Origin of the sequence: Brevibacterium daeguense (assembly GCF_021729135.1) — a bacterium.
GTDB lineage: Bacteria > Actinomycetota > Actinomycetes > Actinomycetales > Brevibacteriaceae > Brevibacterium > Brevibacterium daeguense.
The window spans coordinates 63,287-82,741 of the sequence record NZ_JAJTWW010000016.1 but is presented as its reverse complement, the minus strand read 5'-3'; the positions used below and the strand labels follow the sequence as shown (position 1 = coordinate 82,741).

Below are 19,455 nucleotides of genomic sequence, written 5' to 3'. Positions count from 1 at the left end.
TTCGGTGGCACCGCGATCAGCATCTACGGCCCGGACTGGGCCGAGGGCTCACCGCTCTTCTCCCAGCAGTGGGAGTACCTGGACTTGCCCCGCGTCTTCCAGATCCTCCTGGTGGTCGGGCTGTTCCTGTGGTTCCTCATCATCGTCCGCGCGATCCGCTCGCGGCTGCGCACGGAGTCGAAGTTCAACATGCCCTGGCTGTTCGTCTACGCGGCGCTCGCGATCCCGGCGTTCTACGGCGTCGGTCTGCTGGCGACCAACGAGACGCACCTGACCGTCGCCGAGTTCTGGCGGTTCTGGGTGGTGCACCTGTGGGTCGAGGACTTCCTGGAGCTGTTCACCACGGTGATGGTGGCCTACCTGTTCGTGATGCTGGGCGTCGTGCGTCGCAAGATCGCGATCCAGATCATCCTCCTCGACGTCATCCTGTACTCCGCGGGTGGAGTCATCGGCACCATGCACCATCTGTACTTCTCCGGCACGCCGGTCGAGCACATGGCGCTCGGCGCGGTCTTCTCGGCGCTGGAGGTGATCCCGCTGACCTTCCTCACCATCGAGGCCTGGACGTTCCTGCAGCTGGGCGCGCGCCAGGAATCGCGTTCCAGCGGGCCGTTCCCGCACCGCTGGGCGGTGATGTTCCTCGTGGCCGTCGGCTTCTGGAACTTCCTGGGAGCGGGCGTCTTCGGCTTCCTGGTGAATCTGCCGATCGTCTCCTACTACCAGATCGGCACCTCGCTGACGGCGAACCATGCGCACGGCTCGATGATGGGCGTGTACGGGATGATGGCCGTCGGCCTGGCGCTGTTCGCGCTGCGCTACATCATCCCGCCCGAGAGGTGGCCCGAGAAGCTCGCGCGACTGTCCTTCTGGTCGCTGAACATCGGGCTCGCATGGATGATGTTCGCGACCCTGCTGCCGCTCGGCGTGCTGCAGCTGTGGGCCTCCGTCAACCAGGGCTACTTCGAAGCTCGCACGCTGGGCTACCTCACCGAGCCGGGGAACCTGGCGCTGGAATGGATGCGCATGCCCGGCGACGTGGTGTTCCTGATCGGAGGCATCCTCCCGTTCGTGTACATCGCCTGGCTGGGAGTGCGGCACGGCGTCAAGGCCACAGTCACGCGGATGGAGCCCGAGACGCTGTTCGTCGAGGAGCACCCGGAAGCCCGTGAGGATCGGACGGGATCCGCCCACTCCCCGGCGGCGGGCTCCGTGACCGTGGCGGACACTGCGCCCCCCAGCAGGTACGCCTCGGATCGGCGACCCGATGACGGGGAGGGGACGACATCATGAGTGCCCTCGAAATCACAACGGGACTGTTCGGCGGCTACGGGGTGGCTCTGCTGCTGGTCGCTTACTGCATCGACCTGCTCGCCAAGCGCGCCCATACCGCCCACGAAGAGCTGCAGACCCGAGGATTCGTGTACCACGATGATCACGACGCGTGGCTGTGCCCTGAGGACCAGTGGCTGTGGCCGCAGGCGTTCGACCCCGAGAACCGCGTGATGCGGTATCGCGGCAGCCCCACGGTCTGCAATTCCTGTCCGGTCAAGGACAGCTGCACCTCGTCGGACGACGGGCGTGAGCTGGGTCGGAAGGTGGATTCCTGGCCGGCTTCGGAATCCGCCCGGTTCCACCGCGGCATCGCCTGCGCCGTGTCCGTGCTCGCCGTCGTGTTCCCGGTGGTCGGCTCCTTCGTCGTCGAGAGCTGGACCCAGCAGGTCGTGCTGCTGGCCACCGGCCTCGCGATCGCGGTCGCCGGACTTCCGCTGTGGTCTCATCTGCGCCACACTCCGGTCGATCCTCAGGGGGTGCTGTTCAAGTCCCTGGATGAGAACCTCGAGGACCGGGCCCTGGCGGTCGAGACGATCGAACGCCGGCGGACCAGCTATGCGTCCGATCGGCGACCTGCCGAGAGCGTCCCGCTGGTGCTCGGGCAGACCCGCTACACCTCCGCACGAAGGGAAGCCGACGAAAATGCCTAGCCAAGCGATCATCGCGATCGTCGTGGTCGTTCTTCTGCTCGCACTGCTGATCGCCTCGCTGAAGGTGGTGCGCGAGTACGAGCGGCTGGTCGTGTTCCGCCTCGGTCGGCTGCGGGGACCGCTCGGACCGGGTCTCGTGTTCATGCTGCCGTTCCTGGACCGTTCGGTGCGGGTCGATCAGCGGGTGGTGACCTTGACCATCCCGCCGCAGGAGGTCATCACGCGTGACAATGTCACCGCCCGCGTGAATGCCGTGGTGATGTTCAAAGTGGCCGATCCCGTGCGCTCGGTGATGGCGGTGGAGAACCATGCGGTGGCGACCTCCCAGTTCGCCCAGACCACTCTCCGGTCCGTGGTCGGACGCGCCGACCTGGACACGCTCCTGGCCCATCGGGCAGACCTCAACGAGGACCTCTATCGGTCGATCGCCCAGCAGGCGGTGCCGTGGGGTGTGGATGTCGCCGTGGTCGAGATCAAGGACGTGGAGATCCCCGAGATGATGCAGCGGGCGATGGCCCGTCAGGCGGAGGCCGAGCGTGAACGCCGGGCCAAGGTGATCAGCGCTCATGGTGAGCTCGAGGCGTCGGAGGAGCTGCGCGACGCAGCGAAGACCCTCAGTGAGGCTCCTGCTTCGCTGCAGCTGCGCTACCTGCAGACCCTGCTCGAGCTCGGAGCCGATCAGAACTCGACGGTGGTCTTCCCGCTGCCGATGGACATCATCGGGCCCTTGATGGGGGCCCTGGAACACCTCGCGCCCGGCACCAGTGCTCCCACCGAGCCCAAGGCCGGACGGACCTCCACCGAGACACGCGGACTGGCTGTTGTCGACGACTCCGCAGAAGGGCGATCACGATGACGAACACTGAACCAGCTGCCGAAACCGAGCTCGTCTACGACGACACTCCCGCACCTCCGGGCAGGCGGGTGCGCCTGGAGCCCACCCCACCCGGCTTCTGGCGTCTGCTGCTCGGAAGTGTCCTGGCGCTGCTCGCCCCCTTCTTCGGCATCCTCATCGGCAGCACCTTGGGCAGCCCCGACGCTGACAGCAGGATGGAGCCCCTGTACTGGGGCTTCTTCATCGGCGGGCTGATCGGCGTTGTCGGTCTGGTGGTGGCCAGTTTCGGTGGGGCCACGCTGATCCGGCATTCGCGGTCCAAGAACCGGGAAGAGGACTCATGAGCAGCTCCCACACACAGGCGCCGGTGGTCGCGGGGCAGGCGCCGGCTCTCGCCGCCCCGGCGTCCGTTCCCGTCCGCTTCCGGTCGGACAGGGCCGCGGATCGGCTGATGCGCCGGATTCTCGGGGTCAGGAACGTCGACCTGAGGTCCGGGGAAGGCGCGCACCGCACCTTCCGGACCTCGGTCGTCATCTCCGCGCTCCGCTGCCTCATCACCTACGTGGTGATCCCGATCCTCGTCCCGATCCTGAGCCTCGCCGGCTGGGTTGCCGCTCCCGTCGGACTCGCGCTGTGCCTCGTCGCTGCGATCAACGGAGTGATCAGCCTGCAGCGTTTCTGGCGCGCTGATCACTCCCACCGCTGGACGTACACGGTATTCATCTGTGCGGTGTTCGCGATCCTGGCGGTCTCGACCGTCACCGAACTGGGCAGACTGGGAGTGACACCATGAGCACCTCGAACAATCCGAGAAGCGCAGGCGCCAGTGCGGAGTCGCCTCGATCCGCGTTCGCACCGACCGAGGACCTGCCGAGCACCGCCACGACGACGGACGACTGGACACCCGAGGACAGACCGCCCAGTACGGCCGAGAACAACTTCCTGAGCTTCGCGCTGTTCGGCTTCCTCATCCTCTTCGGGGTCAGCTGCTTCGTCGTGTTCTGAGACCAGGCGGCCGGCTTCCGCCCAACCCAGGGCCGGCTCCCGGCAGGATCTGCGGAGATCCGGTCCTAGCCGTGTTCCCGGCGGGGACGCAGCAGGCTGCCGAGGACGTCGGCGTTGAGCTGGGAGATCGTGTCCAGGGGGATGCCGACCGGGCACACTGCCTCGCACTCGCCGATCTGCGTGCAGCCGCCGAAACCCTCCGCGTCGTGCTGCTCGACCATCGCCCGCGCGCGGGACCTCCGCTCCGGCTGTCCCTGCGGCAGTGATCCGAGGTGAGTCGCCTTCGCGCCGGTGAACAGCATGGCGGAGCCGTTTGGGCAGGCGGCGACGCAGGCGCCGCACCCGATGCAGACCGCCGCATCGAAGGCCCGATCCGCAGCCGGCTTCGGCACGACCGTGGCGTGGGCGTCCGGTGCGGACCCCGTCGGCACCGAGATGTAGCCGCCGGCCTCGATGATCCTGTCGAGCGCGCCGCGGTCCACGACCAGGTCCTTGATGACGGGGAAGCTGCCGGAGCGCCAGGGCTCGATGTCGATGCTGTCGCCGTCGGAGAAGTGGCGCAGGTGCAGCTGGCACACGGTCGTGCGCGCCTGTGGTCCATGGGCGATGCCGTCGACGACCAGGCTGCACGCTCCGCAGATGCCCTCCCGGCAGTCGTCGTCGAAGGCGACGGGGTCCTCGCCGGCAGCGGTCAGCTGCTCGTTGAGCACGTCGAGCATCTCCAGGAAGGACATGTCCTCCTCGACCCCGTCGATCTGATAGGGGACCATCTCGCCGGGCTCCTCGGCACTGCGCTGGCGCCAGATGCGCAAGGTGAGTCTCACGTGTAGCTCCTCTGCTTCATCTCCACGGCCTCGTATCGCAGCTCCTCGCGGTGCAGGACCGGCGGCCGGCCCGCTCCGGCGTACTCCCAGGCCGCGACGTAGGCGAAGCGCTCGTCGTCGCGCAGGGCCTCGCCGTCCTCGGTCTGGCTCTCGACGCGGAAATGACCGCCGCAGGACTCCTCCCGGTGCAGCGCGTCGATGCACATGAGCTCCGCCAGCTCGAAGAAGTCGGCGACCCGCCCGGCCCGCTCCAAAGCCTGGTTGAGCTCCTCGGCGCGGCCGGTGATCCGCAGATCCGACCAGAACTCCTCGCGCAGCGCGCGCACCTCGCCGAGCGCCTCCTGCAGCCCTGCAGCCGAGCGCTCCATCCCGCACTTCTCCCACATGATGCCTCCCAGTTGGCGGTGGAAGGAGTCCACGGAGCGCTGGCCGCCGACTTCCAACAGGGTGTCGAGGCGGAGCTGCGCCGCCTCGGCCGCCGCCGCCACGTCCGGGTGCGAACCGTCGAGATCCGCCTCCGCCGGATGCTCGGACAGGTAGTGGGCCAGCGTGATCGGCAGCACGAAGTAGCCGTCCGCCAGTCCCTGCATGAGAGCACTGGCGCCGAGGCGGTTCGCGCCGTGGTCGGAGAAGTTCGCCTCTCCGATGACGAACAGTCCGGGGACGGTCGATTCGAGGTCGTAGTCGACCCACAGCCCGCCCATCGTGTAATGGACGGCCGGGTAGATGCGCATGGGGCGCTGCCAGGGATCCTCGCCGGTGATCCGCTGGTACATGTCGAACAGGTTGCCGTACTTCTCCGCCACCGCAGCGCGTCCCAGGCGCTCGATCACATCGCCGAGGTCCAGGTACACGCCGCGGCCTCCGGGCCCCACCCCGCGGCCGGCATCGCAGACCTCCTTCGCCGCCCGGGAGGCCACGTCGCGGGGGACGAGGTTGCCGAAGGCGGGATACTGCCGCTCCAGGTAGTAGTCGCGCTCCTCCTCGGGGATCGCGCCCGGCTCCCGCTCGTCCCCGGCGTCCTTCGGCACCCAGATCCGGCCGTCGTTGCGCAGCGATTCGCTCATCAGGGTGAGCTTCGACTGGTAGTCGCCGCTGACCGGGATGCACGTGGGGTGGATCTGGGTGAAGCACGGGTTGGCGAACAGCGCTCCCTTCCGGTGCGCCCGCCAGGTGGCGGTGACATTGCTGCCCATCGCGTTGGTCGACAGGTAGAACACGTTGGAGTACCCGCCGGTCGCCAGCACGACCGCATCGGCCAGCTGAGTCTCGATCTCCCCGGTGACGAGGTCGCGGACGATGACCCCGCGGGCGCGGCCGTTCACGACGACGAGGTCGAGCATCTCGTGGCGCGCATGAATGGTGACGGTGCCGGCGGCCACCTGCCGCTGCTGGGCCTGATAGGCGCCCAGCAGCAGCTGCTGGCCGGTCTGTCCGCGCGCGTAGAACGTGCGGGAGACCTGCACGCCGCCGAACGATCGGGTGTCGAGCAGCCCGCCGTACTCGCGCGCGAAGGGCACGCCCTGCGCGACCGCCTGGTCGATGATCGCGGCGCTGACCTGCGCCAGGCGGTAGACGTTGGACTCCCGGGACCGGTAGTCGCCGCCCTTGATGGTGTCGTAGAACAGCCGATGGATGCTGTCGCCGTCGTTGCGGTAGTCCTTGGCCGCGTTGATGCCGCCCTGTGCGGCGATGCTGTGGGCGCGGCGGGCGCTGTCTTGATAGCAGAAGCTCGTCACCCGGTAGCCGGCCTCGCCAAGCGTGGCCGCGGCCGAGGCGCCGGCCAGGCCGGTGCCGACGATGATGACGGACCGGCGACGTCGGTTGGCGGGGCTGACGAGACCGGCCTCGAACCGGCGCGTGTCCCACTTCTCGGCAAGTGGCGCCTCGGGCGCCTTGGAGTCGACGATCGGGGAGCCCTCGGCGAAGAGCCGGGGCGGGGCGGAGGAGGGAGCGGAGGCGTGTGTCGTCATGATGCTCCTGTCTCAGCGCTGCTCAGCGCTGCTCTCGATCTCTGCAGCGGCGGGGCTGGCATGGTCTGCATTCGGATCACGTGCCGGTGTATCCGAGGAGGACCGCGTAGGGCGGGATGAGGAAGCCGATGGTGATGGCGAGCGCCAATGCGAGCGCGATTCCGCTGTAGATGCGGCGCTGCCGGCGGCTGCGGTTGGCGCCGAGCGATGCGAGCGCCTCCCAGAAGCCGTGGCGAAGGTGGAAGCCGAGTGCCAGCAGGGCGACGGTGTAGCTCAGCACGACCCACCACACGGCGAATCCGCCGACCATCCGCTGGTAGGGGCTGTCCGAGGCGCCGCCGGGCGCGATCACGTTCACCGTCAGGTGCAGGACGTGGTAGACGACGAACAGGGCGATCACCACTCCGCCCCAGCGCAGCGTGAATGAGGCGTAGCTCCGCTGCACGCCGCGCGGGCTCTTCCGGGTGGCGTACCGTGCCGATCCGCGGCCTGCGGTCGCTCGCCGCATCCGCGCCCAGAGCACGACCGCCGCCCAGATATGGGCCACCACGCTGATCAGCAGCACCGTCCGCATGATCCAGAGCGCCCCGCTGTACGGCAGGATCGGCTCGCCCACGGTGCGCAGGTAGGCGGAGTAGCCATCGAACGCCTCCTGCCCGGAGAACAGCTTGTAGTTCCCCCAGGCGTGGGCGATGAGGAACAGGATCATGATCAGACCGGTGACGGCCATGATCCCGTGCAGTGCAGGACCCGAGCCGAAGCCTCCCGGACGCTTCGACGTGGTTCGCGAGACGGTGGCAGCGCTCACTGGTTCTCCCTCGGCCTGGAGATTTCCGAACGGCTCTGTCCGGATGTCGTCCCTCTCCAATCTAGGGGCAGAAGCGCTGATTGACCATGGCTCCGCCGGCAACTCCTCCGGGCAGGGCAGCAGCTCCTCTGTATTGGGCGGGGCCTCCTCCGGCGCAGGCCTGATCACCGGAATTAGCACAGCAGTGTGGGTGGTAATCGGTGAAAACCGTCGAAGCCCGACGATCACACCCACGAGTCTCTCGTGGTTCGATCGCCGTCTTCGGCTGATGTTCCGGGGGAGGGAGAAGATGCGGCGAAACTCGTCACCCAACGTTTCGGCAACGTCCATTGACATGCTCAGCTGGGACATTAGTGTGACTTGCATGACAGCCAGCCCCGAAGCGCCGGGCACTGACGGCCCCGCGGCAAACGCCCTGTTGAAGCTCGGACAGTTCTTCACCCGCTGGGAGGAGACTCCGGATTCGAGAGCCGTGTTCCGAGAAGGCGGACGGTCCGGGGACGCCTTCTACCGCAACCGCTGGAGCCATGACAAAGTCGTCCGCTCCACTCACGGCGTCAACTGCACCGGCTCGTGCTCATGGAAGGTCTACGTCAAGGACGGGATCATCACCTGGGAGGCGCAGGAGACCGACTATCCCTCGGTCGGCCCCGATCGCCCCGAATACGAGCCGCGCGGATGCCCGCGCGGCGCTGCCTTCTCCTGGTACACCTACTCGCCCACCCGGGTGCGCTACCCCTACATCCGGGGTGTGCTGCTGGAGATGTACCGCGAGGCGAAGGCCAAGGTGAACGGCGACCCGGTCCTGGCCTGGGCCGACATCGTGGGTGATCCCGAGCGGCGCACCCGGTTCATGCAGGCGCGCGGCAAGGGCGGGCTGGTCCGCTCCAGCTGGCAGGAAGCCGTCGAGATGACCGCGGCCGCCCACGTCCACACGATCAAGACGTACGGCCCCGACCGGTGCACCGGATTCTCCCCGATCCCGGCGATGTCGATGGTCTCCCACGCGGCCGGCGCACGGTTCATCAACCTCATCGGCGGGGTGATGAACAGCTTCTACGACTGGTACGCCGACCTGCCGGTGGCCAGCCCGCAGGTGTTCGGCGACCAGACCGACGTTCCGGAGTCCGGTGACTGGTGGGACTCGACCTACCTGATGATGTGGGGCTCCAACGTTCCCGTCACCCGCACCCCGGACGCCCACTGGATGGTCGAGGCGCGCTACAAGGGCACCAAGGTCGTCTCGGTCAGCCCGGACTACTCCGACAACACGAAGTTCGCCGATGAGTGGCTGCCGGCGCAGGCCGGCAGCGACGCCGCGCTCGCGATGGCGATGGGACACGTCATCCTCAAGGAGAACTTCGTCGACCGGCGAGTGCCCTTCTTCGAGGACTACGTGGTCCAGTACACCGACCTGCCGTTCCTCGTCACCCTCGATGAGCGGGCCGATGGCACCGTGGTGCCCGGCAAGTTCCTCACCGCTGCCGACCTCGGCGGGCCCGAGGCGGCAGCCCCGGACCCGAAGTTCAAGACGGTCCTCATCGACCGGGACTCCGGGTCCCCTGTCGTGCCCAACGGCTCGCTGGGATTCCGGTACAACGAGCAGGACGAGGGCAGGTGGAATCTCGACCTGCAGGGCATCCGTCCGGCCCTGTCGATGGCCGACTCGGCGACCTACGGGGGAACGACCAGCCCCGTCCACCTGCCGGCATTCACCGACGCCACCGGCGAAGGCTCGGTGATCTCCCGGGGCGTGCCCGTCGCGGAGGTCGCCGGCCGGAAGGTCACGACCGTCTTCGACCTCATGCTCGCCCAGTACGGCGTGGGCCGTCCCGGGCTTCCCGGGGACTGGGCCGCCGACTACGAGGACGTCGGCACTCCCTACACCCCGGCCTGGCAGGAGGAGATCACCTCCGTGCCCGCGCAGGCGGTCACGCGCATCGCCCGGGAGTTCGCGGCCAATTCCGAGAAGTCCAAGGGCCGGTCGATGATCATCCTGGGTGCCGGCATCTGCCAGTGGTACCACGGCGATGTCACCTACCGGGCGATCCTCGCCATGCTCATCCTCACCGGCTGCCAGGGCCGCAACGGCGGTGGCTGGGCCCACTATGTGGGGCAGGAGAAGGCCCGACCGATCACCGGGTGGTCGGCGATGGCGGCGGCCACCGACTGGACCCGTCCGCCCCGATTCATGATCGGCACCGCGTTCTGGTACATGCACACCGACCAGTTCCGGTCCGACGGCTACTCCTCCGACTCGCTGCAGTCCCCGCTGGCCGAAGGCCACCTCACGGGCATGCACACGGCCGACGTGATCGCGAAGTCGACCCGACTCGGCTGGATGCCGTTCTACCCGCAGTTCGACGAGAACTCCCTCGACGCCGCCGACGCCGCGATCGACGGCGTCGCCCGTGGCGAGGCGGACAACGAGGCCCAGTGGATCGCCGATCGGCTCAAGGCCGGGCAGATGCGGTTCGCTGTCGAGGATGTCGACGCACCCCAGAACTGGCCGCGCACCCTGGTGCTGTGGCGCTCCAATCTGCTGGGCTCCTCGGCCAAGGGTGAGGAGTACTTCCTCAAGCACCTGCTCGGCACCCACCACAACGTCATGGGCGAGGACCACTCCGAGTCCAAGCCGGAGGACGTCACGTGGCACGAGGAGGCGCCGATCGGCAAGCTCGATCTGCTGGTGTCCGCCGACTTCCGGATGACCAGCTCCACCCTGCTGTCCGATGTCGTGTTCCCGGCCGCCACCTGGTACGAGAAGCACGACATCAACACCACGGACATGCACCCCTACATCCACGCCTTCTCCCCGGCGATCTCCCCGCCGTGGGAGTCGAAGACCGACTACGATCTGTTCCGCCTCCTGTCCGAGGAGGTGGCGCGCCAGGCCAAGACCCACCTCGGCGTCCGCAAGGATCTGGTCGCCACCGCTCTCACCCATGACACCCCCGGGCAGCTCGCCCAGCCGGGCGGGCACGCGCCCGATTGGAAGGGCACCGACGTGCCGGCCGTGCCCGGGAAGAACCTGCCCGAGCTCAAGATCGTCGAGCGCGACTTCACGGCGATCGGCGAGAAGTTCCTCGCGGTCGGGCCGCTGGCGGACAAGCTCGGCCTGACCACCAAGAACATCACCTACGACGTGTCCGAGCAGGTCGCGCAGCTCGCACGCAAGCACGGCGTGTTCGACAGCGGCGCGGCTGCCGGCCGTCCGGCGATCAACACCGATGCCCGGATGGCCGAGGCGATCCTCGCCTTCTCCGGCACCACCAACGGCGAGCTGGCCGTCCAGGGCTTCGAGAAGCTCGAACGGCGCACCGGCGTGCAGCTGACCGACCTGGCCCGCGGGTCGGAGGAGAAGCACATCACCTTCGCGGACACCCAGGCCGCGCCGGTGCCGGTGATCACCTCCCCGGAGTGGTCGGGTTCGGAGACCGGCGGGCGCAGGTACGCGCCGTTCACCATCAACATCGAGCGCCTCACCCCCTTCCGGACGCTGACCGGTCGGATGCACTTCTTCCTCGACCACGACTGGATGAAGGACATGGGCGAGATGCTGCCGATCTACCGACCGCCGCTCGACATGAACCGGCTGTTCGGGGAGCCCAAGCTCGGGCAGCGCGGGGAGCTGTCGGTGGCGCTGCGGTACCTGACCCCGCACAACAAGTGGTCGATCCACTCCGAATACCAGGACAACCTCTTCATGCTGTCACTGGCCCGAGGCGGCACCTCGGTGTGGATGAGCCCGCAGGATGCGGCCCTCATCGAGGTCTCCGACAACGACTGGGTCGAGTGCGTCAACACCAACGGCGTCTACGTCGCCCGGGCGATCGTCAGCCACCGGATGCCGCAGGGAGTCGTCTACGTCCACCACGCCCAGGAGCGCGTCATCGACGTGCCCAAGTCCGAGGCGACCGGCCGGCGCGGCGGCATCCACAACTCGGTCACCCGCATCCTCGTCAAACCCACCCACATGGTCGGCGGCTACGCGCACCTGTCCTGGGCCTTCAACTACCTCGGGCCCACCGGCAATCAGCGCGACATCGTCTCCGTGGTCCGCAAGCGCTCTCAGGAGGTCCGTTACTGATGCGAGTCATGGCCCAGGTGGCGATGGTGATGGCGCTCGACAAATGCATCGGGTGCCACACCTGCTCGGTCACGTGCAAGCAGGCGTGGACCAACCGCGCCGGCACCGAATACGTCTGGTTCAACAACGTCGAGACCCGGCCCGGGCAGGGCTATCCCCGCCGTTACGAGGACCAGGAGAAGTGGAAGGGCGGCTGGGAGCTCAACCGGCGCGGCAACCTCAAGCTCAAGTCCGGGGGCCGGCTGCAGAAGCTGTTCGGGATCTTCGCCAGCCCCGTCCAGCCAGAGCTCGACGACTACTACGAGCCGTGGACCTACGACTACGAGAACCTGCTCCACGCGCCGGCCGGGGACGACTTCCCCGTCGCCCGCCCCAAGTCGCTGATCACCGGCGATGACATGAAGATCGAGTGGTCGGCGAACTGGGACGACAACCTCGGCGGCGCTCCGGAGATGGGTCATCTGGACCCGATCGTGGAGAAGGTGCGCAAGGAGTCCGAGGACAAGATCAAGTTCGAGTTCGAGCAGACCTTCGCCTTCTACCTGCCCCGGATCTGCGAGCACTGCCTCAACCCCTCGTGCATGGCCTCCTGCCCCTCCGGCGCGATCTACAAGCGCAGCGAGGACGGGATCGTGCTCGTCGACCAGGACCGGTGCCGCGGATGGCGGCAGTGCATCACCGGCTGCCCGTACAAGAAGATGTACTACAACCACAAGTCGGGCAAGGCGGAGAAGTGCACCTTCTGCTATCCGCGCATCGAGGTGGGCATCCCGACGGTGTGCGCGGAGACCTGCGTGGGACGGCTGCGCTACATCGGGCTGTTCCTCTACGACGCCGACCGGGTCACCGAGGCGGCCGCCACTCCCGACGAGCGCGACCTCTACGAGGCCCACCTCGACATCCTGCTCGATCCGCACGATCCCGAGGTGCTCGCCGCGGCCCGCGAGGACGGGATCGCCGAGGACTGGCTGGACGCCGCGCAGCGCTCGCCCGTGTACAAGCTGGCCAAGGAGCTGCGGGTCGCGCTGCCGCTGCACCCGGAGTACCGCACCATGCCGATGGTCTGGTACGTGCCGCCGCTGTCGCCGGTCGTGGACCTGCTCAAGGATCAGGGACACGACGGCGAGGACGCGGACAACCTGTTCGGCGCGATCGAGTCGCTGCGCATCCCCGTCGAATACCTCGCGGAGCTCTTCACCGCAGGCGACACGGAGATCATCACGCTCGTGCTCCGCCGGTTGGCGGCGATGCGCTCGTACATGCGCGACATCGCCCTCGACGACGAGCCGGACGAGTCGATCGCCGAGGCCGTGGGGATGACGGGCTCGCAGATCCGGGAGATGTACCGGCTGATGGCGATCGCGAAGTACGACGAGCGCTACGTCATCCCGACCGCCCACATCGAGGATGCCCACAACCTCGAGGAGATCGGCTGCTCGCTCGACGTGGACGGCGGCCCGGGAATGGGCGGGATGGGCCAGACCGGCGTGTTCGGCGAGGCATCCGGCACGCCCATGCCGGTTGCGGTGGAGAACTTCAACGCCCTGCAGGCTCGCCAGCAGGGCGGCGACCCGACGGGCAACGAGAAGTTGGCGGGCAGGGTCAACCTGCTCAACTGGGACGGCCGCGGCGCCCCGCAGGGGCTGTTCCCTCCCAAGGACCATGAGGAGGGGCACTCGCGATGAGTCTGCTCGAGAAGCTCCTGGGCAAGCCCGGCAAGGGCACTGTGGACCCGGGTGCGTCCCGGGCCCGCAACCCCGCCCGCAGCGCTGTCATCCGACAGGCCGCCGCCGTGCTGCTGAGCTACCCGAACGAGGAGCTGCTCGGCCGGCTTCCGATGGTGCGGGGCGCCCTGGAGGAGGTCGGCGCGGACTTGGGCGAGGTCGACGAGCTGTTCGCCTGGCTCACCGAACGCCCGCTCCAGGACGTGCAGGCCGATTACGTCCAGGAGTTCGACCTGTCGCGGCGGCACAGCCTGCACCTGACCTACTGGACCGACGGCGACACCCGCAGGCGCGGTGAGGCGCTGGCGGCGTTCAAGCAGGTCTACCGGTCCTGCGGCGCGGAGCTCGACGACTCCGAGCTGCCCGACTACCTGCCCCTCGTGCTCGAATTCACCGCCCGGATCTCACCGGTCGACGGCTACGAGCTCCTGCAGCGGTACCGGCCGTCCCTGGAGCTGCTGCGGCTGGCACTGCGCGACGACGGACTGCCCCACCGCGGCGTCCTCGCGCTGGTGTGCTCGACGCTGCCCGGCGTCTCACCGGAGGAGCGCCAGGCGGTCATGGCCATGGCCGGCTACGGACCGCCGACGGAGTCGGTGGGACTCGATCCCTATGACCCGCGGCTGCTGCCGCTGACCGAGAGGAGCCAGGCATGATGCAGTCTGCACCGGTGCTGCTGGCCGCGCCCGCGCCGGAGGCCGTCGACGTCGGAGTCTGGGACATTCTGCTGTGGGGAGCGCTGCCATATATTGTGCTGGCGATCGTCATCGGCGGCACCATCTGGCGCTACAAGTACGACCAGTTCGGCTGGACCACCCGATCGTCCCAGCTGTACGAGTCCCGCATCCTGCGGATCGCCTCGCCGCTGTTCCACTTCGGCATCCTCGCCGTGCTGGTCGGGCACCTCGTCGGCCTGGTGATCCCGCGGTCCTGGACGGACGCCGCCGGGCTGTCCGAGCACGCGTACCACATCATGGCTCTGGGCATCGGCCTCGTCGCCGGCTTCGGCACACTGGTGGGGATCGTGATGCTGATCTACCGCAGGCGCACCACGGGACCCGTGTTCATGGCGACGACGAAGAACGACAAGTTCATGTACGTCATGCTCGTCGCCGCGCTGCTGACCGGCCTGGGCGTCACGATCATCTCGGTGTTCGACACCACGCCGGTCGACTATCGCCAGACCGTCTCGCCGTGGTTCCGGTCGATCTGGATCCTGCAGCCGGACGTGCAGGCGATGGCGGCTTCCGGCATCGGGTTCCAGACGCACGCGCTGTTCGGGATGGCGCTGTTCGCGATCTGGCCCTTCACCCGTCTGGTCCACGCCTTCACCGCGCCGGTGCACTACCTGTTCCGGCCCTACATCGTCTACCGGTCCAGGGATTCGAAGGACACCGCTGGCATGGTGCCCATCCGCCGCGGATGGGAGCCGATCGGCACCCAGGACCGTGCTCGCGGCTCCACCCGATCTCGCACCCGCTGACGGTCGGGCCCGGGGCGCGAGCCCGAGGTCCGGACGTGGAGCTACTTCGGGGCGCGCGGACGTAGAGTGCGACATGTTCAGAGGTCGTGCGACTTCGATGAGTCCTACTCTCCTGAAGAAGTCGCACTCTACTGGCCGGAACACGCGGCGCCACCCGGCGCTCACGCCTCGGCGATGGCGATGACCTCGATCTCGACGCGGCCGAATGCCAGGCCCAGCGCGACTCCCCGCTCCCGCCACTCCGCCCAGTGGAGGCGGGCCTCATGGCGCTGGCTCAGGCTGAGCAGGCGCAGGGCCAGTCGCTGATCGCTGGAATCGACGAGTACGCGAAACCCGTCGGCGAAGCCCAGCGCGATCGCGTGGCGCAGGGCATCGGGCGACACGGAGCGGATCGGGACGCTGCGCTTGATGCGGTCGAGAACGGCGTGGAACAGTTCATCGTGCTCCGCTTCCGACAGTTCCTCGAGGACCCGGCGCTCGAGGTCTTCGAGCTCCTCCCGGTCGCGCGGGTCGAGGACCGGGCCGGCTGAATCATCGGTGCCAGAATCATGGGCGGCAAGGTCCGGGGTGGCAAGGTCCGGGGTAGCAGGGTCCGGGGAGGCGGCGGACTCATTCAAGTCGGCGGCATCGGCGGGATTTCGATTCGCGGCATCGGCAGCGTCGCGGGCCGACTTCCGGTGTACGAGCATCACGAAGACTGCGAGCACAGCAAGCAGGATCGAGAGCCCGAGGACAAGGACGATCCCGGTGGTGCTCATGCTCATCCTCGAATACTTCCGGAATCGGATGACGATTCCATGAAAATCGTGCAGAATGCAACTGAATGAGTACAATTTTCCCAGCCATGGCTCCGCCTTCGTGATCCCCAGTTGGCATTCCGTTCACTTGGCTGGTTTTGACTGTCTCTGTCGGATCCCCAGCCCTGAAAGAGAGCTTCGACGCCTGTGAAACGCCTCCCCTCGTGTGCCGCGTTCTTCTCGGCCTGCGCGATTGCTGTTGCCGTCGTGCTCCCGGGAGTCGGCACCACCGCACCCGTCCACGCATCCACTCCGGCTTCGGCACCGGCTTCCCCTCCGGCTTCGGCACCGGCTTCGCCCCAGGAGTCCGAGGAGGCCGAGGACGCCGAGGCGGTCGAACCGATCCTGCTCGACAGCGCTGAGGTCAGAGTCGGCGATGGCATGCTCGAGTTCGGGCGCGACGGGCAGAGCGACGGCAAGAACCCCGTCTACCTGGTTGATCAGGACGCTCCCGGTGACTCGGCTCAGGGCGAGTTCGCATTCCGCCCGCAGTACAGCAAAGAGCTGGACCAGCCCTACTCATTCGCCATCACGCGCATCGCCGGCGGAAGCCTGACCGTCGAGGAGCACCTCGGCAGGGACGGCGATCGGACGAGGACGCTCGCGCGGGTCGATTCGCGGGGCGCATCGAACGAGGACCGCGAGGATTCCGAAAGTTCTGAAGAGAACGAGGATTCCCAGGACGGTGGCACTGCAACGGGAGACGTCCCTCAGCTCGAAGCCTACGACGACGCCTCCGAGGAGCTGTGGGCCTTCGACATCGACCACGACTTCACGAGCACCTGGACTCTCAGTCCCGAGCTGAACCTTGACGCCCGCGAGCCGAACAACGACGACGAGCTCGGCGAAACCCAGGGTGACGAGGCCGGGGGCGATGACCTTGGCAGCACCCAGGACAGGGAGCTCGGCGGCGCCGAGGACGAGGACCAGACCGAGGACGAGAAGCTCGGGGAGACCGACGATGCGAACTCCGACGACGCCGAGGAGAACCGCAAGGACGACGGGGACGACGATGATGCTCCCGGAACCGAAGCCGAATCCGATGCGGCTGGCTCCGAGCCGGCCGACGCCCCGCTGCAGCGCATCTGTGTCGCCGTCGAATCGCGATCGACCGACGAGCGCGCGGATGCGGACGGGTCACCCCTGGTCCCCAACGGCGCCCGCTCGGAGCAGGTGCTGACCTTCGTCTTTGGAGACCACGACGACGAGATCCAGACCGTCGCCCCCTGCGCCGAGGATCCCGAGGCATTTACCGGCGAGCGAAAGCTGGAGGGCCCGAACGGCTCCTCGAATCCGCTGCTGCCTGAGGAGATGAAGGAGTTCGATCCGGTCATTCCGAAGATGGATGCCCTTGACGACGAATCCGAGATCGGCAGCGACGATGCCGGTACCGCTGAAGACGTAGCGGGTGACGGAGGTGTTGGCGAAGGCAGCACCGATGAAGGCGCCCAGAATCAGGAACCAGACCCGATGAGGAATGTCCGGTTCCAGCACGGTCCTGGCCTCGATTTCACCAGCTTCGCGGGAGCCGGCAACGACTGGGCAGGCGTCCGGTTCCAGCTCTTCGATGCTCCTGAGGAGGCGGCACTGGTCTACCGGAACTCGAATCGTCGCCCCCCGGGAATCTTCCACGAACACGGTTACAACGAGCGCATGGTCCGCGAGGACCAGACGTCTGACGTTTATCACCGACCGATCCCGACACGGGACGCCCACGCCTCGTGGGGTTTCACCAAGAACGGCGTCTATTGCCTGGCGGTCGGTGTCCGCACGTTCGCTTACGGGGACCAAGCTCTCGGCTCCTATATCGACGAGGAACCCACCGTCAGCAAGATCATCATCGGCAACGTTCGGGAAGACGTCGTCGAATCCGTCAGCTGCGAAGACCCTCCGGAGATCGAGTTTCCTGCCACGCCTGAACCCGGACCCGGAGACCAAGGTTCCGGCGGCGATGACGACAGCGAGGACACCGGCGTCAACGGCAAGGTTCCGACCGACGATTCCGGCGACGGCACCGATCCGGGAATGAACGCACCCGGTTCGGATCCCACGGACGACGGGATGAATGCGCCCGGTTCGGACCCGACGGACGACGGGATGAACGCGCCCGGATCGAACCCCAGCTCCTCGGAGGGGGCGATTCCCACCCAGGGTGCGACCCCCTCGCCGACGGAATCAACTCCGGCGACCCGGGTCCAGCAGGCTCCTCCGGTGATCCGCCCGTGCCCGGCCACGATGAACTCCGAGGTGCAGGTGCGTGACGGTCGGCTCAACCTCACCGCCGGGGTGCAAGGCGCAGGTCTGACCGCCGAATTCGTCGACATGCGCAGGACGCCGGCTGCCGGTGTCGGCACCTCGGCGACCGTGGTGATCCCCGACCGCGCGACCCGCACCGTCACATCGAGCCTGGATTCGTTCGCCGATGAGGGCACCACCGTGTGGGCCACCGAGACCCTCGAGCGTGGCAGTGTGCCGCTGCTCGGCTGGGATCTGACCGCCCTCTCCGACACCGAGGTGTCCGGGCCGGTGACCGTCTCCGTGCAGCGGGTCGAAGGCCCCGGGCACTTCGCGATCCTCAGCGAGGAGTCGGGCCTTCTGACGCTGCTTGCGGACACCACCAACTCCGCCGACCTCGACGCCGGCAGTGAGGGAATCGGCGCGTTCGCCTTCACCCAGCCGGGCACCTACACCGTCACGCTCGACCTCGCAGCCACCTCTCGGTCCGGACAGCAGCTGGGACCCACGTCGGTGAAACTCAACTTCGTGGTCGGTGACACGAACACCGCGGCCTCCGACTCGCCGATGCTGCGCGCGCTCCTCGGGGAATGCGCGGGAATGGCTGTGGCCACGGACATCATGGACTACGCCGGCGAACCCCAGCAGCCGCAGCAGGCCGCTCCGGATCTGAACCAGGCGCAGGAGGGGATCCTCGGCGACACCTGGTGGGTGATCGCGGGCGTCACGTTGGGCGTCGCGGCGCTGCTCGGATTGGCAGTCCTCATCGTCCTCATGCGCGAGAGCCGGAGGTAGAGCATGTCGCAGGCAAGCAGACTCTTCGTCGTGATCGCCGGCTCGCTGGCGGTGGTGCTGGCCATCGCCTCGGCTGCGCTCATGGCGCGCCTCCTGACCCAGCCGGACCAGGTGGCGGCTCCCAGCGGTCAGGTGCCCAGCGCCCCGCCGGTCGCACCGCCTCCGCCGGCGCAGCCGGACCCTGATGCCACCGCTGCCGGTGATTCTGCCGAGCACCCCTCGCAGGTTGAATCGGATTGGCTCCGCCAGGCCTCGCAGCAGACCGGGATTCCCGAGCGGGTGCTCCAGGCGTACGTCGCGGCCGGTGCCTGGGCCGCGGAGAACCGCAGGAACTGCAATCTGGGATGGAACACCCTGGCCGCGATCGGCGCGGTCGAGAGCAACCATGGTCGCCACCAGGACGCGTTCGTGCAGGCGAACGGCAACCTCAGCGAGCCGCTCGTGGGTCTGCAGCTCAACGGCATGGGCGTGGCCACCATCCCGGACAGCGACGAGGGCCGCCTCGACGGCGATACCGAATACGATCGCGCCGTCGGGCCGATGCAGTTCATCCCCGACAGCTGGAAGCGCCACGGCTTGGACGGCAACGGCGACGGCCAGAAGGATCCGAACAACATCGACGACGCCGCGATGACGGCCGCGTCCTATCTGTGCAGCTCGGGCAACCTGGGAACGGCCGGCGGCTGGGAGCGGGCGATCCTGAGCTACAACAACTCGCTCGACTACGTGAACAAGGTGTACAACGCCTCGGTCGTCTACGCCCGGAACACCGACCCCGGGGCGCGCGCCCCCGAGCCGCAGACCGTGCCGGCCACCACCCCCGCCGCCGGCTGAAGCGGCGTACGTGGCCCGCGCAGCGCGGGAACTCGGCCGGCAAGGCGGTACTGGCGGCGCGGCAACTCGG

The 19,455-nt window shown here is 67.8% G+C and carries 16 protein-coding genes; 12 read left to right on the top strand and 4 right to left on the bottom strand.

Features of this window, described 5'->3' with window-relative positions; translation table 11 throughout:
• From LXN01_RS12905 to LXN01_RS12880, 6 genes are all read left to right on the top strand, one after another.
• On the top strand, nt 1-1,290 hold a 1,290-nt coding region (locus tag LXN01_RS12905; RefSeq protein WP_236865798.1), incomplete at its 5' end, for a cbb3-type cytochrome c oxidase subunit I.
• Nucleotides 1,287-1,982: a hypothetical protein gene (locus LXN01_RS12900; protein WP_236865796.1), complete on the top strand. Its 696-nt coding sequence runs from the start codon at nt 1,287-1,289 to the stop codon at nt 1,980-1,982. The genes LXN01_RS12905 and LXN01_RS12900, both read left to right, overlap by 4 nt.
• Nucleotides 1,975-2,838: a slipin family protein gene (locus tag LXN01_RS12895; protein ID WP_236865794.1), complete on the top strand. Its 864-nt coding sequence runs from the start codon at nt 1,975-1,977 to the stop codon at nt 2,836-2,838. Before LXN01_RS12900 ends, LXN01_RS12895 begins: the two co-directional genes overlap by 8 nt.
• The gene (locus LXN01_RS12890; protein WP_236865793.1) at nt 2,835-3,161 is read left to right on the top strand and encodes a hypothetical protein; all 327 of its coding nucleotides are present in this window, start codon (nt 2,835-2,837) and stop codon (nt 3,159-3,161) included. The genes LXN01_RS12895 and LXN01_RS12890 overlap by 4 nt, the downstream gene beginning before the upstream one ends.
• Nucleotides 3,158-3,610: a hypothetical protein gene (locus LXN01_RS12885; RefSeq protein ID WP_236865791.1), complete on the top strand. Its 453-nt coding sequence runs from the start codon at nt 3,158-3,160 to the stop codon at nt 3,608-3,610. Before LXN01_RS12890 ends, LXN01_RS12885 begins: the two co-directional genes overlap by 4 nt.
• Nucleotides 3,607-3,822, top strand: a complete 216-nt coding sequence (locus tag LXN01_RS12880; RefSeq protein ID WP_236865789.1) for a hypothetical protein — start codon at nt 3,607-3,609, stop codon at nt 3,820-3,822. The genes LXN01_RS12885 and LXN01_RS12880 overlap by 4 nt, the downstream gene beginning before the upstream one ends.
• Nucleotides 3,823-3,887: 65 nt before the next feature.
• Here LXN01_RS12880 and LXN01_RS12875 read toward each other — a convergent pair whose 3' ends face one another.
• The 3 genes from LXN01_RS12875 to LXN01_RS12865 all read right to left on the bottom strand — a co-directional run bounded on the left by LXN01_RS12875 (nt 3,888) and on the right by LXN01_RS12865 (nt 7,427).
• Nucleotides 3,888-4,646, bottom strand: a complete 759-nt coding sequence (locus tag LXN01_RS12875; RefSeq protein ID WP_236865787.1) for a succinate dehydrogenase/fumarate reductase iron-sulfur subunit — start codon at nt 4,644-4,646, stop codon at nt 3,888-3,890.
• Nucleotides 4,643-6,619: a fumarate reductase/succinate dehydrogenase flavoprotein subunit gene (locus tag LXN01_RS12870; protein WP_236865785.1), complete on the bottom strand. Its 1,977-nt coding sequence runs from the start codon at nt 6,617-6,619 to the stop codon at nt 4,643-4,645. Before LXN01_RS12870 ends, LXN01_RS12875 begins: the two co-directional genes overlap by 4 nt.
• A 76-nt stretch (nt 6,620-6,695) precedes the next feature.
• Nucleotides 6,696-7,427 (bottom strand): succinate dehydrogenase cytochrome b subunit, encoded by a 732-nt coding sequence (locus LXN01_RS12865; RefSeq protein WP_236865783.1) that lies wholly within the window; start codon nt 7,425-7,427, stop codon nt 6,696-6,698.
• A 364-nt stretch (nt 7,428-7,791) separates the two neighbouring features.
• On the opposite strand from LXN01_RS12865, the gene LXN01_RS12860 reads away from it, so the two are divergent.
• The 4 genes from LXN01_RS12860 to narI are packed head-to-tail and all read left to right on the top strand — an operon-like array spanning nt 7,792 to nt 14,724.
• Nucleotides 7,792-11,517: a nitrate reductase subunit alpha gene (locus tag LXN01_RS12860; RefSeq protein WP_236865782.1), complete on the top strand. Its 3,726-nt coding sequence runs from the start codon at nt 7,792-7,794 to the stop codon at nt 11,515-11,517.
• Nucleotides 11,517-13,202: a nitrate reductase subunit beta gene (narH, locus tag LXN01_RS12855; RefSeq protein ID WP_236865781.1), complete on the top strand. Its 1,686-nt coding sequence runs from the start codon at nt 11,517-11,519 to the stop codon at nt 13,200-13,202. Before LXN01_RS12860 ends, narH begins: the two co-directional genes overlap by 1 nt.
• Nucleotides 13,199-13,897, top strand: coding sequence for a nitrate reductase molybdenum cofactor assembly chaperone (gene narJ / locus LXN01_RS12850; protein ID WP_236865780.1), 699 nt, complete (start codon nt 13,199-13,201; stop codon nt 13,895-13,897). Before narH ends, narJ begins: the two co-directional genes overlap by 4 nt.
• A complete protein-coding gene (gene narI / locus LXN01_RS12845) occupies nt 13,894-14,724 on the top strand; it encodes a respiratory nitrate reductase subunit gamma (protein WP_425547646.1) in 831 nt (276 codons plus the stop codon). The genes narJ and narI overlap by 4 nt, the downstream gene beginning before the upstream one ends.
• A gap of 161 nt (nt 14,725-14,885) precedes the next feature.
• On the opposite strand, the gene LXN01_RS12840 is transcribed toward narI, so the two are convergent.
• Nucleotides 14,886-15,482 carry a hypothetical protein gene (locus LXN01_RS12840; RefSeq protein WP_236865779.1) on the bottom strand — a complete coding sequence of 199 codons (597 nt, stop codon included), beginning with the start codon at nt 15,480-15,482 and terminating at the stop codon, nt 14,886-14,888.
• A 186-nt stretch (nt 15,483-15,668) separates the two neighbouring features.
• Here LXN01_RS12840 and LXN01_RS16410 point away from each other — a divergent pair, with 186 nt between their 5' ends.
• Entirely contained in the window at nt 15,669-18,551 is a 2,883-nt protein-coding gene (locus LXN01_RS16410; RefSeq protein ID WP_236865778.1) for a choice-of-anchor M domain-containing protein, read from the top strand.
• A 3-nt stretch (nt 18,552-18,554) separates the two neighbouring features.
• Nucleotides 18,555-19,385: a lytic transglycosylase domain-containing protein gene (locus LXN01_RS12830; RefSeq protein WP_236865777.1), complete on the top strand. Its 831-nt coding sequence runs from the start codon at nt 18,555-18,557 to the stop codon at nt 19,383-19,385.
• The last annotated feature ends 70 nt before the right edge of the window (nt 19,386-19,455 follow it).